The organism is Dysgonomonas sp. Marseille-P4677 (assembly GCF_016652235.1).
Lineage (GTDB): Bacteria > Bacteroidota > Bacteroidia > Bacteroidales > Dysgonomonadaceae > Dysgonomonas.
Map to the genome: position 1 here is coordinate 1 of NZ_JAEPKU010000028.1, position 20,080 is coordinate 20,080.

Annotated in this window: 16 protein-coding genes; 5 read left to right on the forward strand and 11 right to left on the reverse strand. The window is 37.0% G+C overall.

Annotated elements, in window-relative coordinates:
• Positions 1-128: 128 nt before the first annotated feature.
• Both JGH11_RS07230 and JGH11_RS07235 read left to right on the forward strand, forming a co-directional pair.
• Positions 129-2,225: a hypothetical protein gene (locus JGH11_RS07230; protein ID WP_201110906.1), complete on the forward strand. Its 2,097-nt coding sequence runs from the start codon at positions 129-131 to the stop codon at positions 2,223-2,225.
• Between the two features lie 172 nt (positions 2,226-2,397).
• Positions 2,398-3,852, forward strand: a complete 1,455-nt coding sequence (locus tag JGH11_RS07235; protein WP_201110907.1) for an amino acid permease — start codon at positions 2,398-2,400, stop codon at positions 3,850-3,852.
• A 48-nt stretch (positions 3,853-3,900) separates the two neighbouring features.
• Here the strand turns inward: JGH11_RS07235 and JGH11_RS07240 are convergent, their stop codons facing one another.
• The 4 genes from JGH11_RS07240 to JGH11_RS07255 form a co-directional block, all read right to left on the reverse strand.
• Positions 3,901-4,884: a sugar phosphate isomerase/epimerase gene (locus JGH11_RS07240; RefSeq protein ID WP_201110908.1), complete on the reverse strand. Its 984-nt coding sequence runs from the start codon at positions 4,882-4,884 to the stop codon at positions 3,901-3,903.
• 9 nt (positions 4,885-4,893) lie between these two features.
• Positions 4,894-6,048, reverse strand: a complete 1,155-nt coding sequence (locus JGH11_RS07245) for a Gfo/Idh/MocA family protein (RefSeq protein WP_201110909.1) — start codon at positions 6,046-6,048, stop codon at positions 4,894-4,896.
• Positions 6,049-6,202: 154 nt separating this feature from the next.
• Entirely contained in the window at positions 6,203-7,555 is a 1,353-nt protein-coding gene (locus JGH11_RS07250; protein WP_201110910.1) for a DUF1080 domain-containing protein, read from the reverse strand.
• 183 nt (positions 7,556-7,738) lie between these two features.
• The gene (locus tag JGH11_RS07255; protein ID WP_201110911.1) at positions 7,739-9,157 is read right to left on the reverse strand and encodes a Gfo/Idh/MocA family oxidoreductase; all 1,419 of its coding nucleotides are present in this window, start codon (positions 9,155-9,157) and stop codon (positions 7,739-7,741) included.
• 453 nt (positions 9,158-9,610) lie between these two features.
• Here JGH11_RS07255 and JGH11_RS07260 point away from each other — a divergent pair, with 453 nt between their 5' ends.
• From JGH11_RS07260 to JGH11_RS07270, 3 genes are read left to right on the forward strand one after another with little or no spacing between them, the layout of a single operon-like run.
• Positions 9,611-10,918: a hypothetical protein gene (locus JGH11_RS07260; RefSeq protein WP_201110912.1), complete on the forward strand. Its 1,308-nt coding sequence runs from the start codon at positions 9,611-9,613 to the stop codon at positions 10,916-10,918.
• Positions 10,915-11,628 (forward strand): MBL fold metallo-hydrolase, encoded by a 714-nt coding sequence (locus tag JGH11_RS07265; RefSeq protein ID WP_201110913.1) that lies wholly within the window; start codon positions 10,915-10,917, stop codon positions 11,626-11,628. Before JGH11_RS07260 ends, JGH11_RS07265 begins: the two co-directional genes overlap by 4 nt.
• Positions 11,629-11,681: 53 nt before the next feature.
• Complete coding sequence (locus JGH11_RS07270) at positions 11,682-12,062, forward strand: VOC family protein (RefSeq protein WP_201110914.1); 381 nt, start codon at positions 11,682-11,684, stop codon at positions 12,060-12,062.
• Here JGH11_RS07270 and aroB read toward each other — a convergent pair whose 3' ends face one another.
• The 7 genes from aroB to JGH11_RS07305 form a co-directional block, all read right to left on the reverse strand.
• Positions 12,063-13,124 (reverse strand): 3-dehydroquinate synthase, encoded by a 1,062-nt coding sequence (aroB, locus tag JGH11_RS07275; protein WP_370567575.1) that lies wholly within the window; start codon positions 13,122-13,124, stop codon positions 12,063-12,065.
• Positions 13,125-13,189: 65 nt separating this feature from the next.
• Positions 13,190-13,948: an alpha/beta hydrolase gene (locus tag JGH11_RS07280; RefSeq protein ID WP_201110916.1), complete on the reverse strand. Its 759-nt coding sequence runs from the start codon at positions 13,946-13,948 to the stop codon at positions 13,190-13,192.
• Between the two features lie 54 nt (positions 13,949-14,002).
• Entirely contained in the window at positions 14,003-14,974 is a 972-nt protein-coding gene (fmt, locus tag JGH11_RS07285; protein ID WP_201110917.1) for a methionyl-tRNA formyltransferase, read from the reverse strand.
• A gap of 126 nt (positions 14,975-15,100) precedes the next feature.
• A complete protein-coding gene (locus tag JGH11_RS07290; protein WP_201110918.1) occupies positions 15,101-15,319 on the reverse strand; it encodes a hypothetical protein in 219 nt (72 codons plus the stop codon).
• Between the two features lie 95 nt (positions 15,320-15,414).
• Entirely contained in the window at positions 15,415-17,211 is a 1,797-nt protein-coding gene (locus tag JGH11_RS07295; protein ID WP_201110935.1) for a chloride channel protein, read from the reverse strand.
• Between the two features lie 254 nt (positions 17,212-17,465).
• A complete protein-coding gene (gene leuB, locus JGH11_RS07300; protein ID WP_201110919.1) occupies positions 17,466-18,533 on the reverse strand; it encodes a 3-isopropylmalate dehydrogenase in 1,068 nt (355 codons plus the stop codon).
• 31 nt (positions 18,534-18,564) lie between these two features.
• Positions 18,565-20,064 carry an alpha-isopropylmalate synthase regulatory domain-containing protein gene (locus JGH11_RS07305; protein WP_201110936.1) on the reverse strand — a complete coding sequence of 500 codons (1,500 nt, stop codon included), beginning with the start codon at positions 20,062-20,064 and terminating at the stop codon, positions 18,565-18,567.
• Positions 20,065-20,080 lie beyond the last annotated feature (16 nt).

Consider the following 20,080-nt stretch of genomic DNA (forward strand, 5'->3'; position numbering starts at 1 on the left):
TAATTATATTGTTTTAAAAGAGGTAGAATATATATTGCGAAATGAAAAATTAATTAAAAACATCGTATTCTCCGTCTGAATAAAGAAAGGCCCATAATTAAATCAATAAATTAGATAAATACTCTATCATGAAACCACTTCTACATAGAAAGTTTCTTTGTATACTTTCAGCCCTTCTTTTATCTTTTAATTTATATGCTCAAGTAACAATCGGCTCAGGAGAGCCACCCGTAGAGCATGCTATTCTACAGATAAAAGATATAGATAATGCACCTATAGGTGATGTAAATGTTAAGCATGGCGGACTAATACTCCCTCGTGTACAACTCTTAAAAAAACACCATTTATTACCTTTCGTAAACATATCGGATACATTAACTTCCAGCCCGGAGTATCCTGAATATCAGAACACAAAGAAACCTGCACACAGAGGCATGATTGTATACAATATGCAGAAGGTGGATGATGAAGATTTATGCCAAGGGCTCAATCAGTGGGATGGTGAAAAATGGATTTGTTTTCAGCAACAAATTGGCTCTGCTGTAGCAACAATAAATTGTAACGATATTTCATTCACAGGACAATATATTGATAAAAAAAGTCTGGATGGAGGACATACTATGCAAATCAAAGTTACTGTAACTAAAATAGGAGCATACACAATTTCAGCAACCGCCACACAGTCCGATACTTCCGGAAATAATACAGGAATAGACAACGGCTATTTTTTCACAATTTCGGGAATTTTCCTTAGTAAAGGAGAATATATTCTTACAGTACCGGGCGCAGGTACTCCAATAAAACCGACTCTTCCAGACAACGGATCTAATGCAGGCGATTACATATCTGTAAAATTCAATGATAAAGAATTGTGTCAGCAACGGTTATTTATTGAAAACTCTTCTGTAAAGCCTCTATACACCATGGACTGTAGAACTATTAAAGTCTTTGGTACATACATAATAAATCAATCACTCAATCCAAGCCTACCAACTCTGCAACAATATATAACTATGAACATTGTGGCAGATGCTGCTGCTGAAGGGGCTTCTTATATAATTAAAACAAACACAATCGATGGCATCTATTTTGAGGCCAAAGGAAAGCTGGTGCCAGGAACTCAGACTATAACCCTAATTGGATATGGCACTCCGACAAACACCAATGACAAATATTTTACAATTACATCAAACAGCATTAAGTCTGTAGCAACATGTAATGCTAAAATCACAGTATTAATATCCAAGAAAAGAGTTATAGGAATCGGAACAAACGAAACAACTTTTGGCTGGTCTCCAACTATCCCGGGAACAGGATCATACAAAGTTACTAAGTCGCCGAATAATTTTGGCCTATTAGAAAACAGCATAGTTAAGGTTGAAGAGATTGATTTAACTCATCTTTCATTTACAGGAGATATAGCAGGTGGAATAAATACAATCAGAGGATATTTGGAAGGAACAAATGGCCAACCACCTGTAGATATTTGCATCATAGCCCAAGACGCATATCTAAGAGCCTCTGAAGCAGATTATTTTGCCAACTATGTCAATAAAGGTGGTATCCTTATAGTCTTCAATGAAGGGAATGGATACCTTGATGCTGGATTGACATACCCTAGAGGTACTATTACTAATCTGATGAAAGCTATATGGGGAGCGCCGGCGAATACATCTATAGCAGACTTTGGTTTTAGCAGACGTGTAAACTATGATGGGGATAGCTATCAGGGGTATCCCGGAGCTATTTATCCTTTGACTAGTGTAGATGATGAAATACTTAATGGTCCATTTGGTGATGTGAGAGGAAAACAATGGGGTGAAGATGCCTCATGGGCAAGAGGAGTGAAAAATATACCGACAGAGGATATTATAATATATTCATATGCTACAAACCTAATGGTTGACAATCAGGATCCTGAGGCCAGTTCTTTAATTACAGGTTTTAGGCATCGTTACAAAAACTTTGTATACTTTGGTGACGGAGGTTTTGTTTCATCGACTATTAACGCGACCAATAGCCCCACTAATAAAAGTATTACAATATGTCCTTTCTGGTGGCAAGCCGGGACTTTCACTCCTGCACCTAAACCCAATTATGGAGAAGCTAGGCCCATAGGGGGTGTAAGGCAACATTATTATGTATATAATTCCATTATATATTGCAATATTATGGCATGGGCTCTCAAACAAGCCGAGGAAAATGGAATAAACTCTGTGCTTTGACATTCAACCTATTAATATTTAAGGGGGGGGGTATCTAAGTCTAGGAAAGCCCCTTTCTTTTTGCAATACTTAAAGTCTAAGACATTGCTAGATTCCTATATTTTACCTACCATTAACTCAATTAAGATAGATTATTATCTCATTTTACTTACTTTTGCACAAATTTAATTTTATGATAGACCGCTTATTCAAGAAAAAAGATATTTCTTCTATCTTAAATGAATCGAAAAATTCGAACGATGGACTCAAAAGAAGTCTGAGCGCAACCAATCTTGTAACTCTCGGTATTGGTGCCATAGTAGGAACAGGTATTTTCGTTATTACCGGACAAGCAGCCGCTATGTATGCAGGTCCTGCACTTACTATTTCTTTCGTTATTTCAGCTTTAGGATGTATTATGGCTGGATTGTGCTATGCCGAGTTTGCTGCAATGATTCCGGTTTCGGGAGGAGTATATTCGTATAGTTACACTACAATGGGAGAAGTACTGGCTTGGTTTGTCGGTTGGATTTTAATACTGGAGTATTTATTTGCCTGTTCTAGCGTCGCTGTAGGATGGTGGTCTGGCTACATGTTAAGTCTACTTAAAGATTGGGGAATAATGTTACCCGAACAAATAGCCGGAGCTACATTCGATCATCTTAAAGACGATAGTTGGGTATGGACCGGGCGTATCATTAACTTTCCTGCTGTATTTATAGTTGCTGTAGTATCTTCATTCCTTATTGGAGGTATCAAACAATCAGCTTTTGTTAACAATATCATTGTTGTTATAAAAGTAGTTGTAATACTATTATTTATTGGATTTGGACTATCATACATAGACCTTGGAAATCTAACTCCATATATCCCCGAAAACACTGGTGAATTTGGTCATTTCGGATGGAGTGGTATTTTGCGTGGAGCCGGAGTTGTTTTTTATGCTTATCTCGGATTTGACGCTCTTTCTACGGCTGCAGGAGAAGCTAAAAATCCTCAAAAAGATATGCCGAAAGGAATTTTAATATCCTTGCTTATATGTGCCGTATTGTATATTGCGGTTACGACAGTACTAACAGGAATCGTTAACTATACAGAACTAAATGTAGACGCTCCCATTGCACTAGCAATAGACAGTACAGGATCGGGGCTGGCCTGGCTAAGCCCGTTTATCAAGCTAGGAGCTATTGCAGGACTTAGTTCCGTTATTCTGGTTATGATGCTTGGGCAATCCCGTATCTATTACGCTATATCTAAAGACGGGCTTCTCCCAAAAACATTTTCGAAGGTCCATGATAAACATGGCATACCTCATAATGCAACGATCTTTGCGTCTATTGTTACAGGACTAATAGCCGGTCTATTTCCCCTACACGTTCTTAGCGAACTGGTGTCTATAGGAACTCTAATGGCATTTACGATTGTGTGTATCTCTATTGTTGTACTTCGTAAAACACAACCTGATCTGAAACGTCCGTTCAAGACTCCGTTCAGCCCTGTTCTGCCTTTATTAGGCGCTGCTATATGCATTTTACAAATGTTATCGCTACCTTGGAATACATGGGTAAGACTTATCGGGTGGAGTGTACTAGGTTTCATTATTTACTTTACCTATGGTATTAAGCATAGCGAACTAAATAAAAAATAAAGAAAAAAGGTTGTCTACTTCAGACAACCTTCTTTTTTATTTATCTATCTAAAAATTCTCATCAAAAGCAATATCGGAAGGTTTAAAATCAATCTGCTTTACAAATTGGCACGATTCGGCTGCACCTTGTTCTCTATCCATGGCACTATCTTCCCACTCCACTGACAGAGGGCCTTTGTACCCGATCGAATTTAAGGCTCGTATAATCTCTTCAAAATTAACTTTGCCACGTCCTAAACTACGGAAATTCCAAAATCTCCGCGGATCGCCAAATGTGGAATGCCCCCCAAACACCCCTATTTGTTTTGGCGTGTCGCTCCAATAAACATCTTTCATATGTACATGAAAAATCTTATCGGGAAAGGTATATATAAAATCAACATAGTCTACTCCCTGGTATGCCAAATGACTAGGATCATAATTAAACCCAAATGCCGGGTGATCGCCCAAAGCTTCAAGTGCCCGATGTGCAGAAAATGTATCGAATGCTATTTCTGTCGGATGTACTTCCAGTGCAAATTTAACGCCTAGTTTTTGATACTCATCCAAAATAGGGATGAATCGCTTAGCAAAATCCTTATATCCATCTTCTATCATTTCATCGGTTACAGGCGGAAATGAATAAAGAAAATGCCATATAGAACTTCCTGTAAAACCAACAACAGTATCAATCCCCAACATTTTAGCGGCATAAGCTGTACGAATCAACTCCCGTGCTGCACGCTGTCTAACACCTTCCGCATCACCGTCTCCCCATATATAATCGGGCAAAATTGCTTTATGACGTTCCGATATATTATCGCAAACAGCCTGACCAATCAAGTGGGTAGATATAGTGTAAAGGTCCAAGTTGTATGACTTCAACAGTTTTTTAATATTATCATAATAATCGGCATCAGTGTTCCTTACATCCAGATGATTTGGTAACCCGATTTCAACGCCATCATATCCAAAATCTTTAGCTTTTTGACAAACTGTTTCGAGAGATAAATCTCCCCATTGCAATGTGTATAATGTTACAGGACGTGCCATAATATTCTATTATTTAATTATTTCTAACCATTTAGCGTTCGCAGCAGATGATGCGACAACTGTTTCTATAAACTGCATTCCTTTTACTCCATCTTTAACCGTTGGGAAGTTTTTATTTTCTGCTGTCGGTTGCTTCCCTTCCAATATAGATTGCAACGATTGTGCAAAATTACGGTAGATGTTTGCAAATGCTTCAATATATCCTTCGGGGTGACCACCCGGTGTACGTGAATGATATTGCGCCACAGGAGACATATATCCATTTGATGTACGAATTATTTCTTTTGGCTTATCGCCCCACTTCATTATCATTGTATTGGGATCCTCCTGACACCATTCCAAGCCTCCCTTTTCTCCATAAACTTGAATTTTCAAATTATTCTCTTCTCCTACAGCAATCTGCGTTGCGGATAACATCCCTCTGGCCCCATCTTTGTAACGAATAAGAACGACTCCATCATCATCAAGCAAACGGTTAGGCACAAACGTATTAAGTTCAGCTGATAATTCGGCCACTTCCAGCCCTGTAATATATTCAGCCAAGTTAAAAGCATGCGTACCAATATCTCCCATACAACCGGCTTTTCCAGAACGTTTAGGATCTACACGCCATGAAGCTTGCTTGTTAGAGTCGGCAACATCGTCGGCAAGCCATCCCTGAGAGTATTGCACATAAACCCGACGTATCTTACCTAAGTCTCCTCGCAAGACCCTTTCACGAGCTTCTTTTATCATTGGATACCCAGTATATGTATGTGTTAGGGCAAATAACAATCCGGTCTCCTTGACTTTCTCTTCCAATTTATGAGCTTCGTCTAATGTAAAAGTCATTGGTTTATCCAATACAACATGAAACCCGTTTTCTAAAGCCAATAAAGCAGGTTCGAAATGTAAATGATTGGGAGTTACTATACTAACAAAATCCATCCGTTCGCTCTCCGGTAATTTGGCCTCAACCTCTATCATTTCTTGATAAGTGGTATAAATACGATTGTCGGGAAGATATAAGTTTCGGCCACTATTCTTCGAATTTTCGGGTGAAGAACTAAAGCATCCACAAACTAATTCTATCTGTCCGTCAAGATTAGCTGCAATCCTGTGAACAGCTCCAATAAAGGAATCATAGCCACCGCCTATCATTCCCATTCTTATTTTCCTTTTCATAGATTTTCGATTAGATTGGTTTTAGAAATTTGGACATATTTTGATAGCCAAAATACATATTTTTTATTGGATTAACAATTTATTCCCTACCCTTATTTTAAAACAATGGCTCAGACAATGATTTTGCCTGAGCTATTTATGAATAATATAATACTTATTCCAATTCTTTTATTTTTACATTCTTGAACCAAACCTCATCTCCATGATCTTGTAATAGTATATTGCCCTCGGCTCCATTTCCAAAATTAGGCCAATCACGATATTTACTATAATTCACTAAAGCTTGCCACATTTGGTTATTACGCTCATATTCTAATAGTTTTACACCGTTAAGCCAATGTTCTACCTTATTATCCTTAACAATTACAACTGCCGTATTAAAGTCCTTCTTATTAAACGGTTTATTATCAGGTGCAGGAATCAGATCATACAGAGAACCTAACTTACGATTTCCTCTTACACCCAGCTTTGCATCCGGATGTTTATCATCATCCAATATCTGAAACTCGCATCCGATAGCAGAACCTTCGCCTTTATTCAAGCCTGGATTTACAAAATATTTAATACCGCTATTGGCACCCTCTGTTATTTTAAAATCGGCACTCAATATAAAATTCTTATACATACGTGTAGTCACTATATCTCCGCCATTGGCAGATTCAGCTCCTCCGCTTTTCATTACTTTCAGAATTCCATTATCTATGACCCAACCTTTTGCCGGGAATGAGCTTATTCTGGCTCCTCTCCATCCATTTGTCGTCTTACCATCCCAAAGTAAAGCCCAACCTTCTTTTGCTTCTTTTGGCGAAATTGTATTAATAATACAATTTACTTGAGGAGCATCATTATTCTCGGGAGTTTTATACTTCTCTACATCGGTAGTGCAAATACGAATATTTTTCCAACTGACAGTTTTACCCTCTTGCTCTTTATCTCCTATGGAATGTACCTGCAGAGCTATAAATCCACTAGGAGTCATATCATCCCAGATATTGGCACAAGGAATACCATTCACCCATGTACGGATAGAGTTACCGATAGCTTCGATTCTGGCTTTATTCCATTGTTCATTTTTAAATGCGGTGCGAGCCGATGGATTTACAGTCAGAGGATAAAGCCATCCCCGACGAGCTTCGTCATAGATTCCACCAGTCCATGCGCGAGCAGCAGGATCTATTTCGAACTGATATCCATGCACACGTCCTTTTTGATAATCGTTGAGGCTCTGACTACGAAACTGCACACCTGAATTCAATCCATTATCGACCTTAAAGTCGAATTCTAAGATAAAATCTCCATAATTCTTATTTGTAGATAAAAATGTATTGGGAGTGTTGAGCTTTGAGATACCTACTATAGCTCCATCTTTTATTTTATATTCAGCTTTGCCGTTAAGCTTTTTCCAACCATTTAAGTTTTTTCCATTAAATAATGGTTCCCATTTTTCCTGAGCAAATACTCCTGTTGCAAGCAAGAAAAGAATGGCTAATACAATATTTTTATTCATCAATTTGAAATATTTAAGGACACAATCCTATTTTATTATCTATGTAAGTAATAACAGCCTACATAATTATCGGATGTATCATTTAGTACATTTACTACTTCTTAAAACCTTATTCAGAATATCATCCCAAGTGCAGCTAAGTATCCACTAAGTTCTTTTGCTACACTCAGAATGAACGGGCATTTATACTCTGTAAAAATCCTCCCACCCTTTGCGTGGAGGTATACCTGTTAACATAGCGTTAGCAAAAGCATTATTCGTAATTTGTTTTGTACGACTGTCAAAATAGAATTTTGTATTCAGCCTCTGAGCCATTACACCCAAAGAGAATACTTGGCTTAGCGGACCATGTATCTCGAACGGAGAGCGTGTCTTTTCTACTCCCGTACAGGCTAACAGGAAGTTTTGGAAATGGTTTGAAGGACTTTTAGGTACTTCCGGCAATTTGGATGCCATATCTTTAGCCTTACTTTCCGGAATTATTGAAAGTGTACTTCCATGAGAAGCTCCTTTAAATGTCAATTCTTTACTATAAATAATTTTTCCTGGATTGAGACTTTGTTTCTTTATCTCTCCTGCACCGGAGGCCGGTATATTAGGATCGAGCGCAGATTCTCCATAACCGGCAGGGATAGGAGGTAAATTATCTATTCCGTCGTACCATGTTACATCACATGCCGGCATTTCACCTCTTGGGCCGAACTTAAATTTGATAGTAGACGATGTAGGGAAGAAATAATCATTATGTCCGACCAGATTTACAGGATCTATTTCATATGGTAAACCCAGATCAAGGAATTCATGCACTGTGTCTAAAATATGTGCCCCCCAGTCTCCTAAAGCACCCATACCGAAATCGTACCATGAACGCCATTCACCATAGTGATACTTTTCATTATATTCGTGGTAAGGCGCTGCACAATGCCAAGTCATCCAGTCTAATGTACTTGGTATTGGTTGAGCTTCCGGATATTTATAAATATTCACATCCCAACCATGCCATCTGCGAGGATTATTCATATGTGCTACGATTGAAGTCACATCTTTAATAATACCAGCATCCTGCCATGCTTTGAACTGAAAATAATTTGCTTCGGAATGCCCTTGATTACCAACTTGAGTAACTACATTAGGATATTTCCGCGCAGCCTTCATCATCAATTCAGCTTCAAGGAAAGTTCTGGCCATTGGTTTTTCTACATATACATGCTTACCATGAGCCATGGCCATCATACAAATAGGAAAATGTGAGAAATCGGGAGTTGCTACAGTAACAGCTTCGAATTCATTACCTATTTTATCAAACATCACCCTAAAATCTTTAAACTGCTTTGCTTTCGGATATTTAGCCATAACCTTTTGGGTATGCTTGGCACCCATATCTATGTCGCAAAGGGCTACGACATTGACCAGACCTGTTTTTTCGAAGTCGCTGATAATTTGCTCTCCTCGATTACCAATTCCAATATATGCAATATTTACCTTCCTATTTGCGCCAACAATCCTGTTATAGCTTTCGGCATTCATTGTACCTAAGCCACCAACAGCAAGTCCGGCTGAAGCTAAGGTAGCTCTTTTCAAAAAATTTCTGCGTGTTACCATGATTTATATTTCGATTTTATATTAGGATTTGTATCGGTATTCACTTAATACAGGCCATTCCTAAAGGCATTTTTTAATATTATTACTACTAACCTGTATGTCCAGCTAAAAACTATCAAGATATGCATTATACGATGAATACATATATATTTTATAAAAGAAATAGCTCCTAAATTAAAGTTCCAACAAAATAACAAATATCTAATCAAATTTCAAAATGTGTGTGCGAACACACATTTAGGCATACACACAATAAATTACTTAAATACAAATATTTAAGCACAAATCAAGCACTCCTTAAATAATATATGTTATACAACATATTTTACCCCATCTTATAAAAATATTATACTATTAAAAAGTTAAATTACAGAATATTTTGATTTTATCTTAAATTTGTAGAAACTACATTTTAATAGAATCACCCCGTTTGTTATATTAAAATCTTTCATTATGAAGTTTAAAATAATTTTATTTCTCTTCAGTATTAGTTATATCAGTCCATCCCGGGGACAAAGCTCTATCCCTCTCGATTCTGCGCAGATATATTACGAAGAAGTTAAAGCCATCTGTGACAAAGATCATGGTAAATTATGGGGCATCCATATCTACGCACCAACCTTATTAATATCGCCTAAAACTTTAGATGTTATATCTAATGAAATAGACAACGAAGGCTTGTTGCAGAAAAAGGAAAACCTATATATTGGGAAATTTCCTTCGGATAAGATTATAGCAAATTCAACGACTCGTTTTGGAGGTAAAGATTTTACTATGGTAAGTCTTCCTCTACCTAATGATAAATATAACAGAAATGTATTACTAATTCACGAAATGTTTCATTATTACCAGCCGCAATTAGGGCTCTCTCTACCCGAAGGTATAAGCTATGATAATATTCACGCCGATGAAATGCAGGCAAGAGTATATTTCAAATTAGAATGGAACGCTTTGGAAAAGGCTGTTATGGAGAGTAATCCTCAGTTAGTAAAACAATATATTAATGATGCACTCATATTTAGAGAATACAGGCAATCCCTTTTTGAGGGTTCAATAAAAAATGAGAACCTATTTGAACTACACGAGGGCTTACCTGAATACACAGCTCATAAACTCTGCTCAACATCGGATGATATGCTAAAAAAACAAATATTGCGAACAAAAGAAAGAATCGCAGCCAGCCCGTCCTACGTCCGTTCATTTGCTTATCTATCGGGGCTTATGTATGGCTATCTCTTGGATAAAGCAAACATTGAATGGAGAAAAGATATAAGATATGATAGTAACCTCAATAAAATATTGAAAACGGCTTATGCCATTGAAACATCAGAAGATCTCGATAATGCGCAAATAGAAATAAGAGATAGGTACGACTATGTTTCTATCAATAATCTTGAGACCATAAGGAAAGCGGAAAAGAATAAAGTACTGGCACAATATACAGAAACATTTACCCAAAAACCTATTCTTACAATATCTTTGAGGAATCCGCAAATTGGGTTCGATCCCAGAAACGTTGTTGCAATGGGTGAGCCTGGATCTATATATCCTAAAAACTTCGTTGCTGTAGACGAATGGGGAAAACTAACGGTATCGGATGGTGGATGCCTCCTTGCAAATAATTGGAAACAGATAACAATTCCTGCTGAAGAAATGATAATAAATAATAAATTGATAAGAACTTCAAACTGGTCGTTAGAACTAAACGACAATTATATTGTTGAAAAGGTAGGAAATAATTATATCATAATAAAAAAATGAAACTTACATACATCTACCATAGCGGTTATGTTATTACGACAGAAAAAATTAGTGTCATAATAGATTACTATAAAGACTCTTCCGACAAGGACCCTATTGTAGACAAGTTACTAAAGAGAAAGGGTAAATTATATATTCTCTCTACTCACTCTCATGCCGACCATTTCAATCCTGAAATATTGAAATGGAAAGAAACCAAAAAAGATATCACATATATATTCTCTAAAGATATCCTTGACAACAATCTGGCTAAACCTAAAGATGCCATATATCTTGACAAGCTGGATATATATAAGGACAAGGACATATTTATCCAAGCTTTTGGTTCTACAGACTTAGGCGTTTCATACCTCATTCATATAAAGGATAAAACTATATTTCATGCCGGAGACCTGAACAACTGGCACTGGAATGAAGAATCGACCCAAGAGGAAATTAAAGAAGCTGAAGATTATTATGAAAGCGAATTGAAGCTTCTTGCAGCTAATGTAAAACATATCGATCTGGCTATGTTCCCTATCGACCCACGATTGGGCAAAGATTATATGAAGGGTGCCGAGCAATTTATTGATACGATAAAAGTAAATACCCTTGTACCCATGCATTTTGACGAGGCATATGATAAAGTTGCCGCTTTCTCGGTATTAGCAGCACCGAAAGGATGCAACTTCATCAGTTGGAAATATAAAGGAGAAAGTATTGAATTTTGATTTGCATGCTGATATAAAATTAGTATATTGCAACTCAGATAAATTTAACGATTATGGAAATAAAAGGAAGATTTGACCATTTCAACATTAATGTAACCGACCTCGACAAGAGTATTGCTTTCTATAAAAAAGCGCTTGGCTTACGGGAAATAAAAAGAAAAGAAGCCGGCGACGGCTCCTTCATCCTTGTATATCTGGGTGATGGCGTAAGCCCTTTTTCTCTCGAACTAACATGGCTTAAGGATCATCCGCAACCATACGAACTGGGAGATAACGAAAGTCATCTGTGCTTACGCGTAGAAGGAGATTATGACCAAGTGAGAGAGTTTCATCGTGAAATGGGTTGTGTATGTTACGAAAATCATAACATGGGACTGTATTTCATTAATGACCCTGACGATTACTGGATCGAAATATTACCTGTAATATTATAATTACAGGCCAACACTTTCCCTTAAGAAATCAATTGAATCGAAGATGTCTTCTTTACCTGCGGTTTGATTGATTTCTACTTTTCCTACATCCGACAAGAAAGTAAAGTTAACCGTGTCGGACTCATTCTTCTTATCGTGCTTCATATACTCATACAAACGTTCGTAATGATCGCAATCGAAATAAAAGCCTTCATAGTTATCTTTTATAAAATAAACAGTCTTATATAACTTTTCCTTCGGAAAGTTACAAAACTTTTGAGATAAATATAACTCACATATTATGCCCCATGCAACTGCATACCCATGCTGTACAGGCTTATTGATTTCATAAGAAAGACTCTCAAAAGCATGCCCGATGGTATGTCCCAGATTCAACGCCTTACGGATACCTCTTTCGAAAGGATCAATTTCCACAATACGTTCCTTTACCGCAACCGAATCAACAACCAGTTGCTTCAATTTATCGTAGTCAATTTCCTCAGTATCGAAAGATAACGTCGCTTTCCATTCCTTATCACTATCAATCAATCCATGTTTGATCATTTCGGCATAGCCTGACAAAAAATTCTGAGTATCGAGGCTACGGAAAAACGCCGAATCGATCAAAACCGTTTCTGCCGGAGCAAATGATCCTATCTCATTTTTCAACCCGTTAAAATTAATTCCGGTCTTACCTCCTACTGCTGCATCTACCGCACCAAGTAAGGTTGTGGGGATATTAATACACTTTATTCCACGCTTAAATGTAGCTGCGGCAAAGCCTCCTATATCTGTCAGCATTCCCCCTCCTAGATTGATAAGCAGAGAATGACGAGTAGCTCCATTCTCGGAAAGGTATTTCCATATGGAAGACAATGCATCTATATTTTTATTTTTGTCTCCGGCTTTGATTATAATCTTACCAGCTTCGGAAATTCGCTTGTTTCCTTTCACTAAGGGCCAGCAAAGCTTTTCTGTATTCTCGTCAGTAAGAATAAACAGCCTGTCGAATGACAGTTGATCTAATATATATGATAAATCCTGATTCAGATCAGTTGATTTAATTACTTTTTGCATTTTTATTACTTTATTTTTTAACTAAAAGGTGACAAAAGTTACAATTTTCAGTCTATTTTAGCTTGTTACTATTAGTCTTCTAAAAAATCCAATATAAAATTATTTATCTTATCCAACTGGTATACAGAACCTTTATCATCCATACCCCCATGTTTTATATCATCAAGTTGAATCACTCGGATTGAATATCTCTCCCGATCCGATACAGAAGGTAAAACACCCTTATCAGCTTCATAGTCACATCCTCTCAGTGAGTATAACCGAGGCTTTTTCTGTAATGGGATCGGCATTCTTCTATGATCTAACGAAATTGCTCTTTTTGTGTACTCCGGATATCGTGTAGCAAATAACATTGTCATATCTCCTCCATTGGAATGACCTATTAAGTTCAGATTCTCCCAGTTTAAGTCCGGTCGTATCTTTTTTATCTCATTTATAGTAAACAGAATATTCTCTACACCTCGTTGCCAGTTAGGCATTCTGGTTTCATACAGATTTCCATCCATCGCCAGAAGATCATCATCAGGTAGTTCGTGCTGAATACTTATTACAAAATAACCTTTTGATGCAAGCTTACGCGTAATAGCAGAATATGTTTTATAAGACCCACCTTCATTCCTTCCATAGCCATGATTCATTATCACAATACCTGCTATTTTAATATCCTGCAATGGAGAATATATAGCTAATGGTATCAGCCTTTCTCTGGAAATATCATAAATATCGAAAGTATACTCATCAATAGAGTCTTTCTTTATCTGAGAATATAATATATCAGAACTGAATATTATTAATAGAAATAGTAAAACTCTTAAACTATAATTATTCATATATCTTTTGGATAAAGTAATCTTACTGTATAGATAAATAAGACGTCACACGATTTACTCAAAATAAGAACCTTCTTCAAACTTATATCCTCTCAGCAATTCATCTATCTTCATTGCCTTTTTTCCCGAAAATTGTATTTCGTCGACACTAATGCACCCTCCTACACAGGCTATATAGAGGTATGATTTATTATCGGTACGGATACTACCTGTAGCTTGTTGAGAGTCTGTAACGATAATATCTGAAGCATATATCTTTACCATTTGAGGCTCTTTTGCCTTGCTATGCAATTCTGTCCATGCAGCAGGATAAGGAGATAAACCCCGGATAAGATTATGTACTTTGTTTACATCCTTATTCCAATCGATGCGGCACGTCTCCTTAAATATTTTAGGAGCAGCTTTCAAATCACTTTCATTTACATACAATTGATCTTGAGCCACAGCATCCGCTTTGTCCTCCAATATGAGGTCTACTGTTTCACGGACTAATCTAGCTCCAAGATACATTAACTCGTCATGTACTTTTCCTGCATTATCACTTTCTCCTATTTTAATCTTTTCACGAAGTATTACTTTTCCCGTATCTATCTCGTGCGTAAGAAAAAATGTAGTTACTCCGGTTTCTTTTTCACCATTGATAATCGCCCAGTTTATAGGTGCAGCACCACGATATTGAGGCAACAACGATCCATGAAGATTGAATGTTCCTAAACGAGGCATATCCCACACAATTTCGGGAAGCATCCGAAAGGCTACTACTATTTGCAGATCTGCATTCCATGCTCTAAGATCGTTGAGAAAAACTTCATCTTTGAGCTTTTCGGGTTGCAACAATGGCAAGTTCTGTTCCAGTGCATATTTCTTTACTGCCGAGTATTGTATCTTATAGCCTCTGCCACTTGGTTTATCGGGCATAGTAATTACTCCGACAACATTATATTCGTTTTCTACAAGCACACGCAAACTTTCTACTGCGAAGTCAGGCGTACCCATAAAAACTATACGTAAATCTTTCTTATCCATCGAAACTCTATTAATTACACACAAATTTAAGTATAAATATTCTTAATGTAAAGAAAAGCAAAAGCGCAAAGATTCTTTTATTAATCATTGCGCTTTTTTATTTCTTAATAAGAGATTTTCAACCTGTCAATTCTTATTTCCTTTATTCTGAAAAGGCTCTTTCTTGAAAAAAAGTATTTTTATAAGCCATAATACAACAAAGGTAACACATACAATAGCAATTGTTGCTCCTGAACGTAATATCATACCTAAAGAAATAGGTTGAATATCCCATAATGCCAGCACTGTCAATGTGGCCCCGGTAAGAATAATAACAGCAGATAATATACCGATAAACAATTTCATAGCTACTTACTTGTTAATTAAAATTCCACTATTACAAAGATAAAAAACTCTATAAGACTCTACCTCGAAATTCATTTTTCTTAACACCACTATCTTTATTCTTCGGCAAAGTTTTCGACTAGAACCTCTCTATACACATCAAGAATATTTGATTTTGATATAAATCCCAGATAAACATCGTTTTCATCTACTACAGGAAGGTTCCAGGCCTTAGTTTCATCAAATATTTTCATAATAGAATCCATAGTCATGCCTACCACTACAACGGCAGGAGGTGATGTCATCACACGAGATATCTTAAACCGATTGTATAACTCGGGACGAAACATAATATTGCGTATATTATCTATCAGCACAATTCCTAAGAAGCGCTTTTTATCATCCACCACAGGAAACACATTTCGTGATGAACGAGATATTACTTTAACCATATCTCCTAAAGTCATATCTGGACTCACTGCCTGAAAGTTTGTTTCTATCAAACGGCTTAGATTCATCAACGTAAGCACAGCCTTATCTTTGTGATGAGTGAGCAACTCTCCCTTCTTTGCTAAACGCATCGAATAAATACTATGTGGTTCAAATATTTTTATAAAAGCATATGAACAAACAGAAACAATCATCAATGGTAATAACAATTCATATCCCCCGGTTAGTTCCGCTATAAGAAAAGTTCCCGTCAAAGGGGCATGCATTACACCGGCCATCACTCCTGCCATTCCCATAAGAGCAAAATTTTCTTCAGGTAGAAAAGGCATATAAGATGCAAACTCGGAATGGTTCATCGCATAAGCAAAAATAAAACCGGCAATACATCCTAAAAACAAAGATGGAGCAAAGATACCACCAGTACCTCCCGCCCCATTAGTGGAACTGGACGCAAAGACTTTCATTATCAATACGGCAAAAAGAAACAGAATGATTGTCCAACGACTATCTTTAAACTGAAAAAACATACTATTATCCAGCAGTCCGTTATAATCTTTAGCTCCATTGATAAGGGCATTTATAGTATCGTAGCCTTCCCCATAAAGAGGAGGTAATAAAAATATCAAAAGACTCAATATAGTAGCGCCTAAAGCAAATTTCTTCCAATATGTTAGTTTACGAAATATATTCTCTATCCAATTCATTGCCCTTGTAAAATACAAGGAAACAACTCCACAGAATATACCAAGTAAAATAACCATCGGTATACGCTCTAACATAAACATATCGGTATGTGCATAATTGAACATTGCCGTCTGTCCCATTGTCAGATATGAAATCGTAGCAGCTGTAACTGAAGTTACAAGCAACGGAAGGACAGTAAATGTAGTCAAGTCGAGCATCAACACTTCCACCACAAAAACAAGTCCTGCAATAGGAGCTTTAAAAATACCAGCAATAGCTCCTGCTGCACCACATCCTATGAGCAACATCAGAAACTTTTGTTCTACTTTAAAAAAACGACCAAGATTAGATCCTATAGCCGAACCGGTCAACACAATAGGAGCCTCAGCTCCAACTGATCCCCCAAACCCTATTGTAATAGAACTGGCTATAATAGACGTATAAACATTATGCAACTTTATAAAACTTTTCCGTTGCGAAATAGCATACAATATTTTAGTTACACCATGGCTTATATCATCTCTTACAACATATTTTACAAACAAGCCTGCAATAAGGATACCTACAGCCGGAGATATCAGATACATATAATTTGCGCCCTGAGTAAGAAAATTAGAGGCTAGTACATGTTGAATTAAATGAATAAGGCTTTTAAGAATATATGCAGCTAATGCCGTAAATATTCCTATAAGAAAACTTACGAATAAAACCAGTTGTTTCTCTTTTACGTTTTTGGTTTTCCAGACAAGAAAATTGCTGTATAGTTTTTTGAATGACATCATTTTCGAATTGAATCTCAAAAATATAAAAAATTGCCCATATTCGTAAATAAAACAAGATCTATCATTATTTTATTTTTATTACATTACATATACACTTCTGTTAATTTAACCAGTCTTGTTAAATTCGCATCATCATTAAACTGTCTTTTTGAACCCAATCCATTTCCAATGCATAGATTTTTTTACTTTATAGTAAAAAGAAAAGGTAAGACTCTAGATCTTACCTTTCACTTTAATATACTGATTACAGCTTATCCTTTTATAAAATCTACTATCCAATCACCCACTTCAGAAGTTCCGTATGCTTTACCACTAGCTGAAATATCTTCAGTTACTATACCTGCATCCATCGATGCAGCGACCGCATCACGTATAAGTTTACCTTCATCGTGCAAGTTAAATGCATATTCAAACATCAGTGCAGCAGAAAGAATCGTAGCTAACGGATTGGCTATATTCTTCCCTGCGGCTTGCGGATATGATCCGTGTATAGGCTCAAAAACAGACGTATGAATACCAATAGATGCTGACGGAAGCATACCTAATGAACCTGTTATTACAGATGCTTCATCTGTAAGAATATCTCCGAATAGATTTTCAGTAACAAGTACATCAAAACGTTTAGGCCATTGGATTATCTGCATGGCAGCATTATCTACAAACATATATTCAGTCTCTACATCAGGATATTGCTTCTCGATTTCCTGCGCAACCTGTCTCCACAAACGTGATGTACACAATACATTCGCCTTATCCACCACCGTCACTTTCTTACGACGCATGCGGGCATACTTATAAGAAAGGTGTAAGATGCGTTCTACTTCTTCACGTGTATAAACACATGTATCATAAGCTGTATCGCCATCTTCGCTACGTCCTTGAGGACGGCCAAAATAAAGTCCTCCAGTAAGTTCGCGGATACACATAAAATCGGCACCATCTACAAGATCGGCACGCAAAGGTGATTTATGTATTAAAGAAGGGAATGTAGAAACTGGACGAATATTTGCATATAATCCTAATTTCTTACGCATAGCCAACAAACCCTGTTCGGGACGAACCTTTGCCGAAGGGTTATTGTCATATTTCGGATCACCGATTGCTCCAAAAAGAACAGCATCCGAAGCCATACATAATTCGTGAGTTCCGTCGGGATAAGGATTTCCAACCTCATCGATAGCTGTTGCACCAACAACCCCGTATTCATAAGAAAGTTCATGCCCGAATTTCTCACAAATAGCTTCTGTTACTCTCAAAGCCTGCCCGATTATTTCGGGACCAATCCCGTCTCCGGGAAGTACTGCGATGTTTAATTTCATTATTATTATTTTTAGCTATATCGTTTAATTATTACAAATCCTCTATCATATTCAACATCTTTTCGGTCGCTTTTACTGCGGCTTCAGTCTGGTCGGCGTCTAGACCTCTGGTTTTAAACGTCTTGCCATTAAACTCCCATGTTATAACCGTTTGTACTAATGCATCAGTACGACCTCCCGGTGGAATAAACACAGCATAATTAGTTAATGTAGGGGTTGGTTTATCCAGTTTCTTATATATTTTATACAATGCTTTGGAAAACGCATGGTATTGTCCGTCTCCCGGTGCAGTCCATTCATGTTCCTGACCATCTATTTCTATTTTCACTGTAGCTGTCGGACGCAGACCTTTGGTAAGAACAAAAGCGAAAGAAAGTATTTTAATTCTCCTTTCTTTTTCGTTATTCTTTAATACATCTGAAATAATATACGGTAAATCATCTTGAGTAATAATTTCTTTTTTATCTCCAAGCTCAATTACACGGTTGGTTACTTTAGTCATATCCGATTCATCCAATTCGATGCCTAGAGCTTCAATATTCTTCCGTATATTAGACTTACCTGACAGTTTTCCAAGAGCATATTCTCTCACACGGCCAAAACGTTCCGGAAACAGATCATTAAAATACAGATTATTCTTATTGTCTCCATCAGCATGTATGCCTGCACATTGAGTAAAGACATTATCTCCTACAATAGGTTGGTTAGAAGAAATTATTTGTCCCGAATAAGATTCTACGACTCTACTTACTTTATTTATATTCTCTTCTTTTATAGATGTCTTTAACTTCAATTGATCGTGAAAAACAGCAATTACACTAGCTAAAGACGTATTTCCGGCACGTTCTCCCAATCCATTCATCGTCAGATGTACTCCTTTAACTCCAACTTCTGCCGCAACCATTGTATTGGCTACAGCCAAATCATAGTCATTGTGTGCATGAAAATCGAAATGAAGTCCAGGATAACGATTTATCATTCTACGACAACAGCGCCAAACACTATGAGGGTTCAGAATACCTAAAGTATCGGGGAGCATAAAGCGTTTTATAGGTAGATCTTTGAGACCATCCATCATAAAATAGACATAATCTTCTGAGTTGATTATACCATTCGACCAATCTTCCAAATATAAATTTACGGTAATACCCATCTTCTGAGCTAATATTACTTCTTCTTTTATATCCTGAAGATGTTGTTCTGGTGTTTTCCGCAATTGTTCAGTAACATGCTTATAAGAACCCTTGGTCAACAAATTAATAACATTGCAACCTGTGTCCTTAATCCAGTTGAGAGAAGCACCCTTATCTATAAAACCAAGTATTTCTATTTTATCTATATGTCCGGCTGACTTTGCCCATGTAGCAATCCTCTTTACAGTCTCAAATTCACCATTCGAAACACGTGCTGAAGCTATCTCAATGCGGTTAACACCAAGTTCTCCAAGAAGCAAATGTGCTATGCTCATTTTCTCCTGAGCCGAAAACGAGACGGTTGAAGTCTGTTCCCCATCTCTCAGGGTAGTATCCATTATTTCCATTACTGCA

What these genes read in the sequence shown, in the direction of transcription:
- JGH11_RS07230 (WP_201110906.1), top strand. Translation starts at nt 129, where the DNA reads ATGAAACCACTTCTACATAGAAAGTTTCTTTGTATACTTTCAGCCCTT.
- JGH11_RS07235 (WP_201110907.1), top strand. Translation starts at nt 2,398, where the DNA reads ATGATAGACCGCTTATTCAAGAAAAAAGATATTTCTTCTATCTTAAAT.
- JGH11_RS07240 (WP_201110908.1), bottom strand. Translation starts at nt 4,884, where the DNA reads ATGGCACGTCCTGTAACATTATACACATTGCAATGGGGAGATTTATCT.
- JGH11_RS07245 (WP_201110909.1), bottom strand. Translation starts at nt 6,048, where the DNA reads ATGAAAAGGAAAATAAGAATGGGAATGATAGGCGGTGGCTATGATTCC.
- JGH11_RS07250 (WP_201110910.1), bottom strand. Translation starts at nt 7,555, where the DNA reads ATGAATAAAAATATTGTATTAGCCATTCTTTTCTTGCTTGCAACAGGA.
- JGH11_RS07255 (WP_201110911.1), bottom strand. Translation starts at nt 9,157, where the DNA reads ATGGTAACACGCAGAAATTTTTTGAAAAGAGCTACCTTAGCTTCAGCC.
- JGH11_RS07260 (WP_201110912.1), top strand. Translation starts at nt 9,611, where the DNA reads ATGAAGTTTAAAATAATTTTATTTCTCTTCAGTATTAGTTATATCAGT.
- JGH11_RS07265 (WP_201110913.1), top strand. Translation starts at nt 10,915, where the DNA reads ATGAAACTTACATACATCTACCATAGCGGTTATGTTATTACGACAGAA.
- JGH11_RS07270 (WP_201110914.1), top strand. Translation starts at nt 11,682, where the DNA reads ATGGAAATAAAAGGAAGATTTGACCATTTCAACATTAATGTAACCGAC.
- JGH11_RS07280 (WP_201110916.1), bottom strand. Translation starts at nt 13,948, where the DNA reads ATGAATAATTATAGTTTAAGAGTTTTACTATTTCTATTAATAATATTC.
- fmt (WP_201110917.1), bottom strand. Translation starts at nt 14,974, where the DNA reads ATGGATAAGAAAGATTTACGTATAGTTTTTATGGGTACGCCTGACTTC.
- JGH11_RS07290 (WP_201110918.1), bottom strand. Translation starts at nt 15,319, where the DNA reads ATGAAATTGTTTATCGGTATATTATCTGCTGTTATTATTCTTACCGGG.
- JGH11_RS07295 (WP_201110935.1), bottom strand. Translation starts at nt 17,211, where the DNA reads ATGTCATTCAAAAAACTATACAGCAATTTTCTTGTCTGGAAAACCAAA.
- leuB (WP_201110919.1), bottom strand. Translation starts at nt 18,533, where the DNA reads ATGAAATTAAACATCGCAGTACTTCCCGGAGACGGGATTGGTCCCGAA.
- JGH11_RS07305 (WP_201110936.1), bottom strand. Translation starts at nt 20,064, where the DNA reads ATGGATACTACCCTGAGAGATGGGGAACAGACTTCAACCGTCTCGTTT.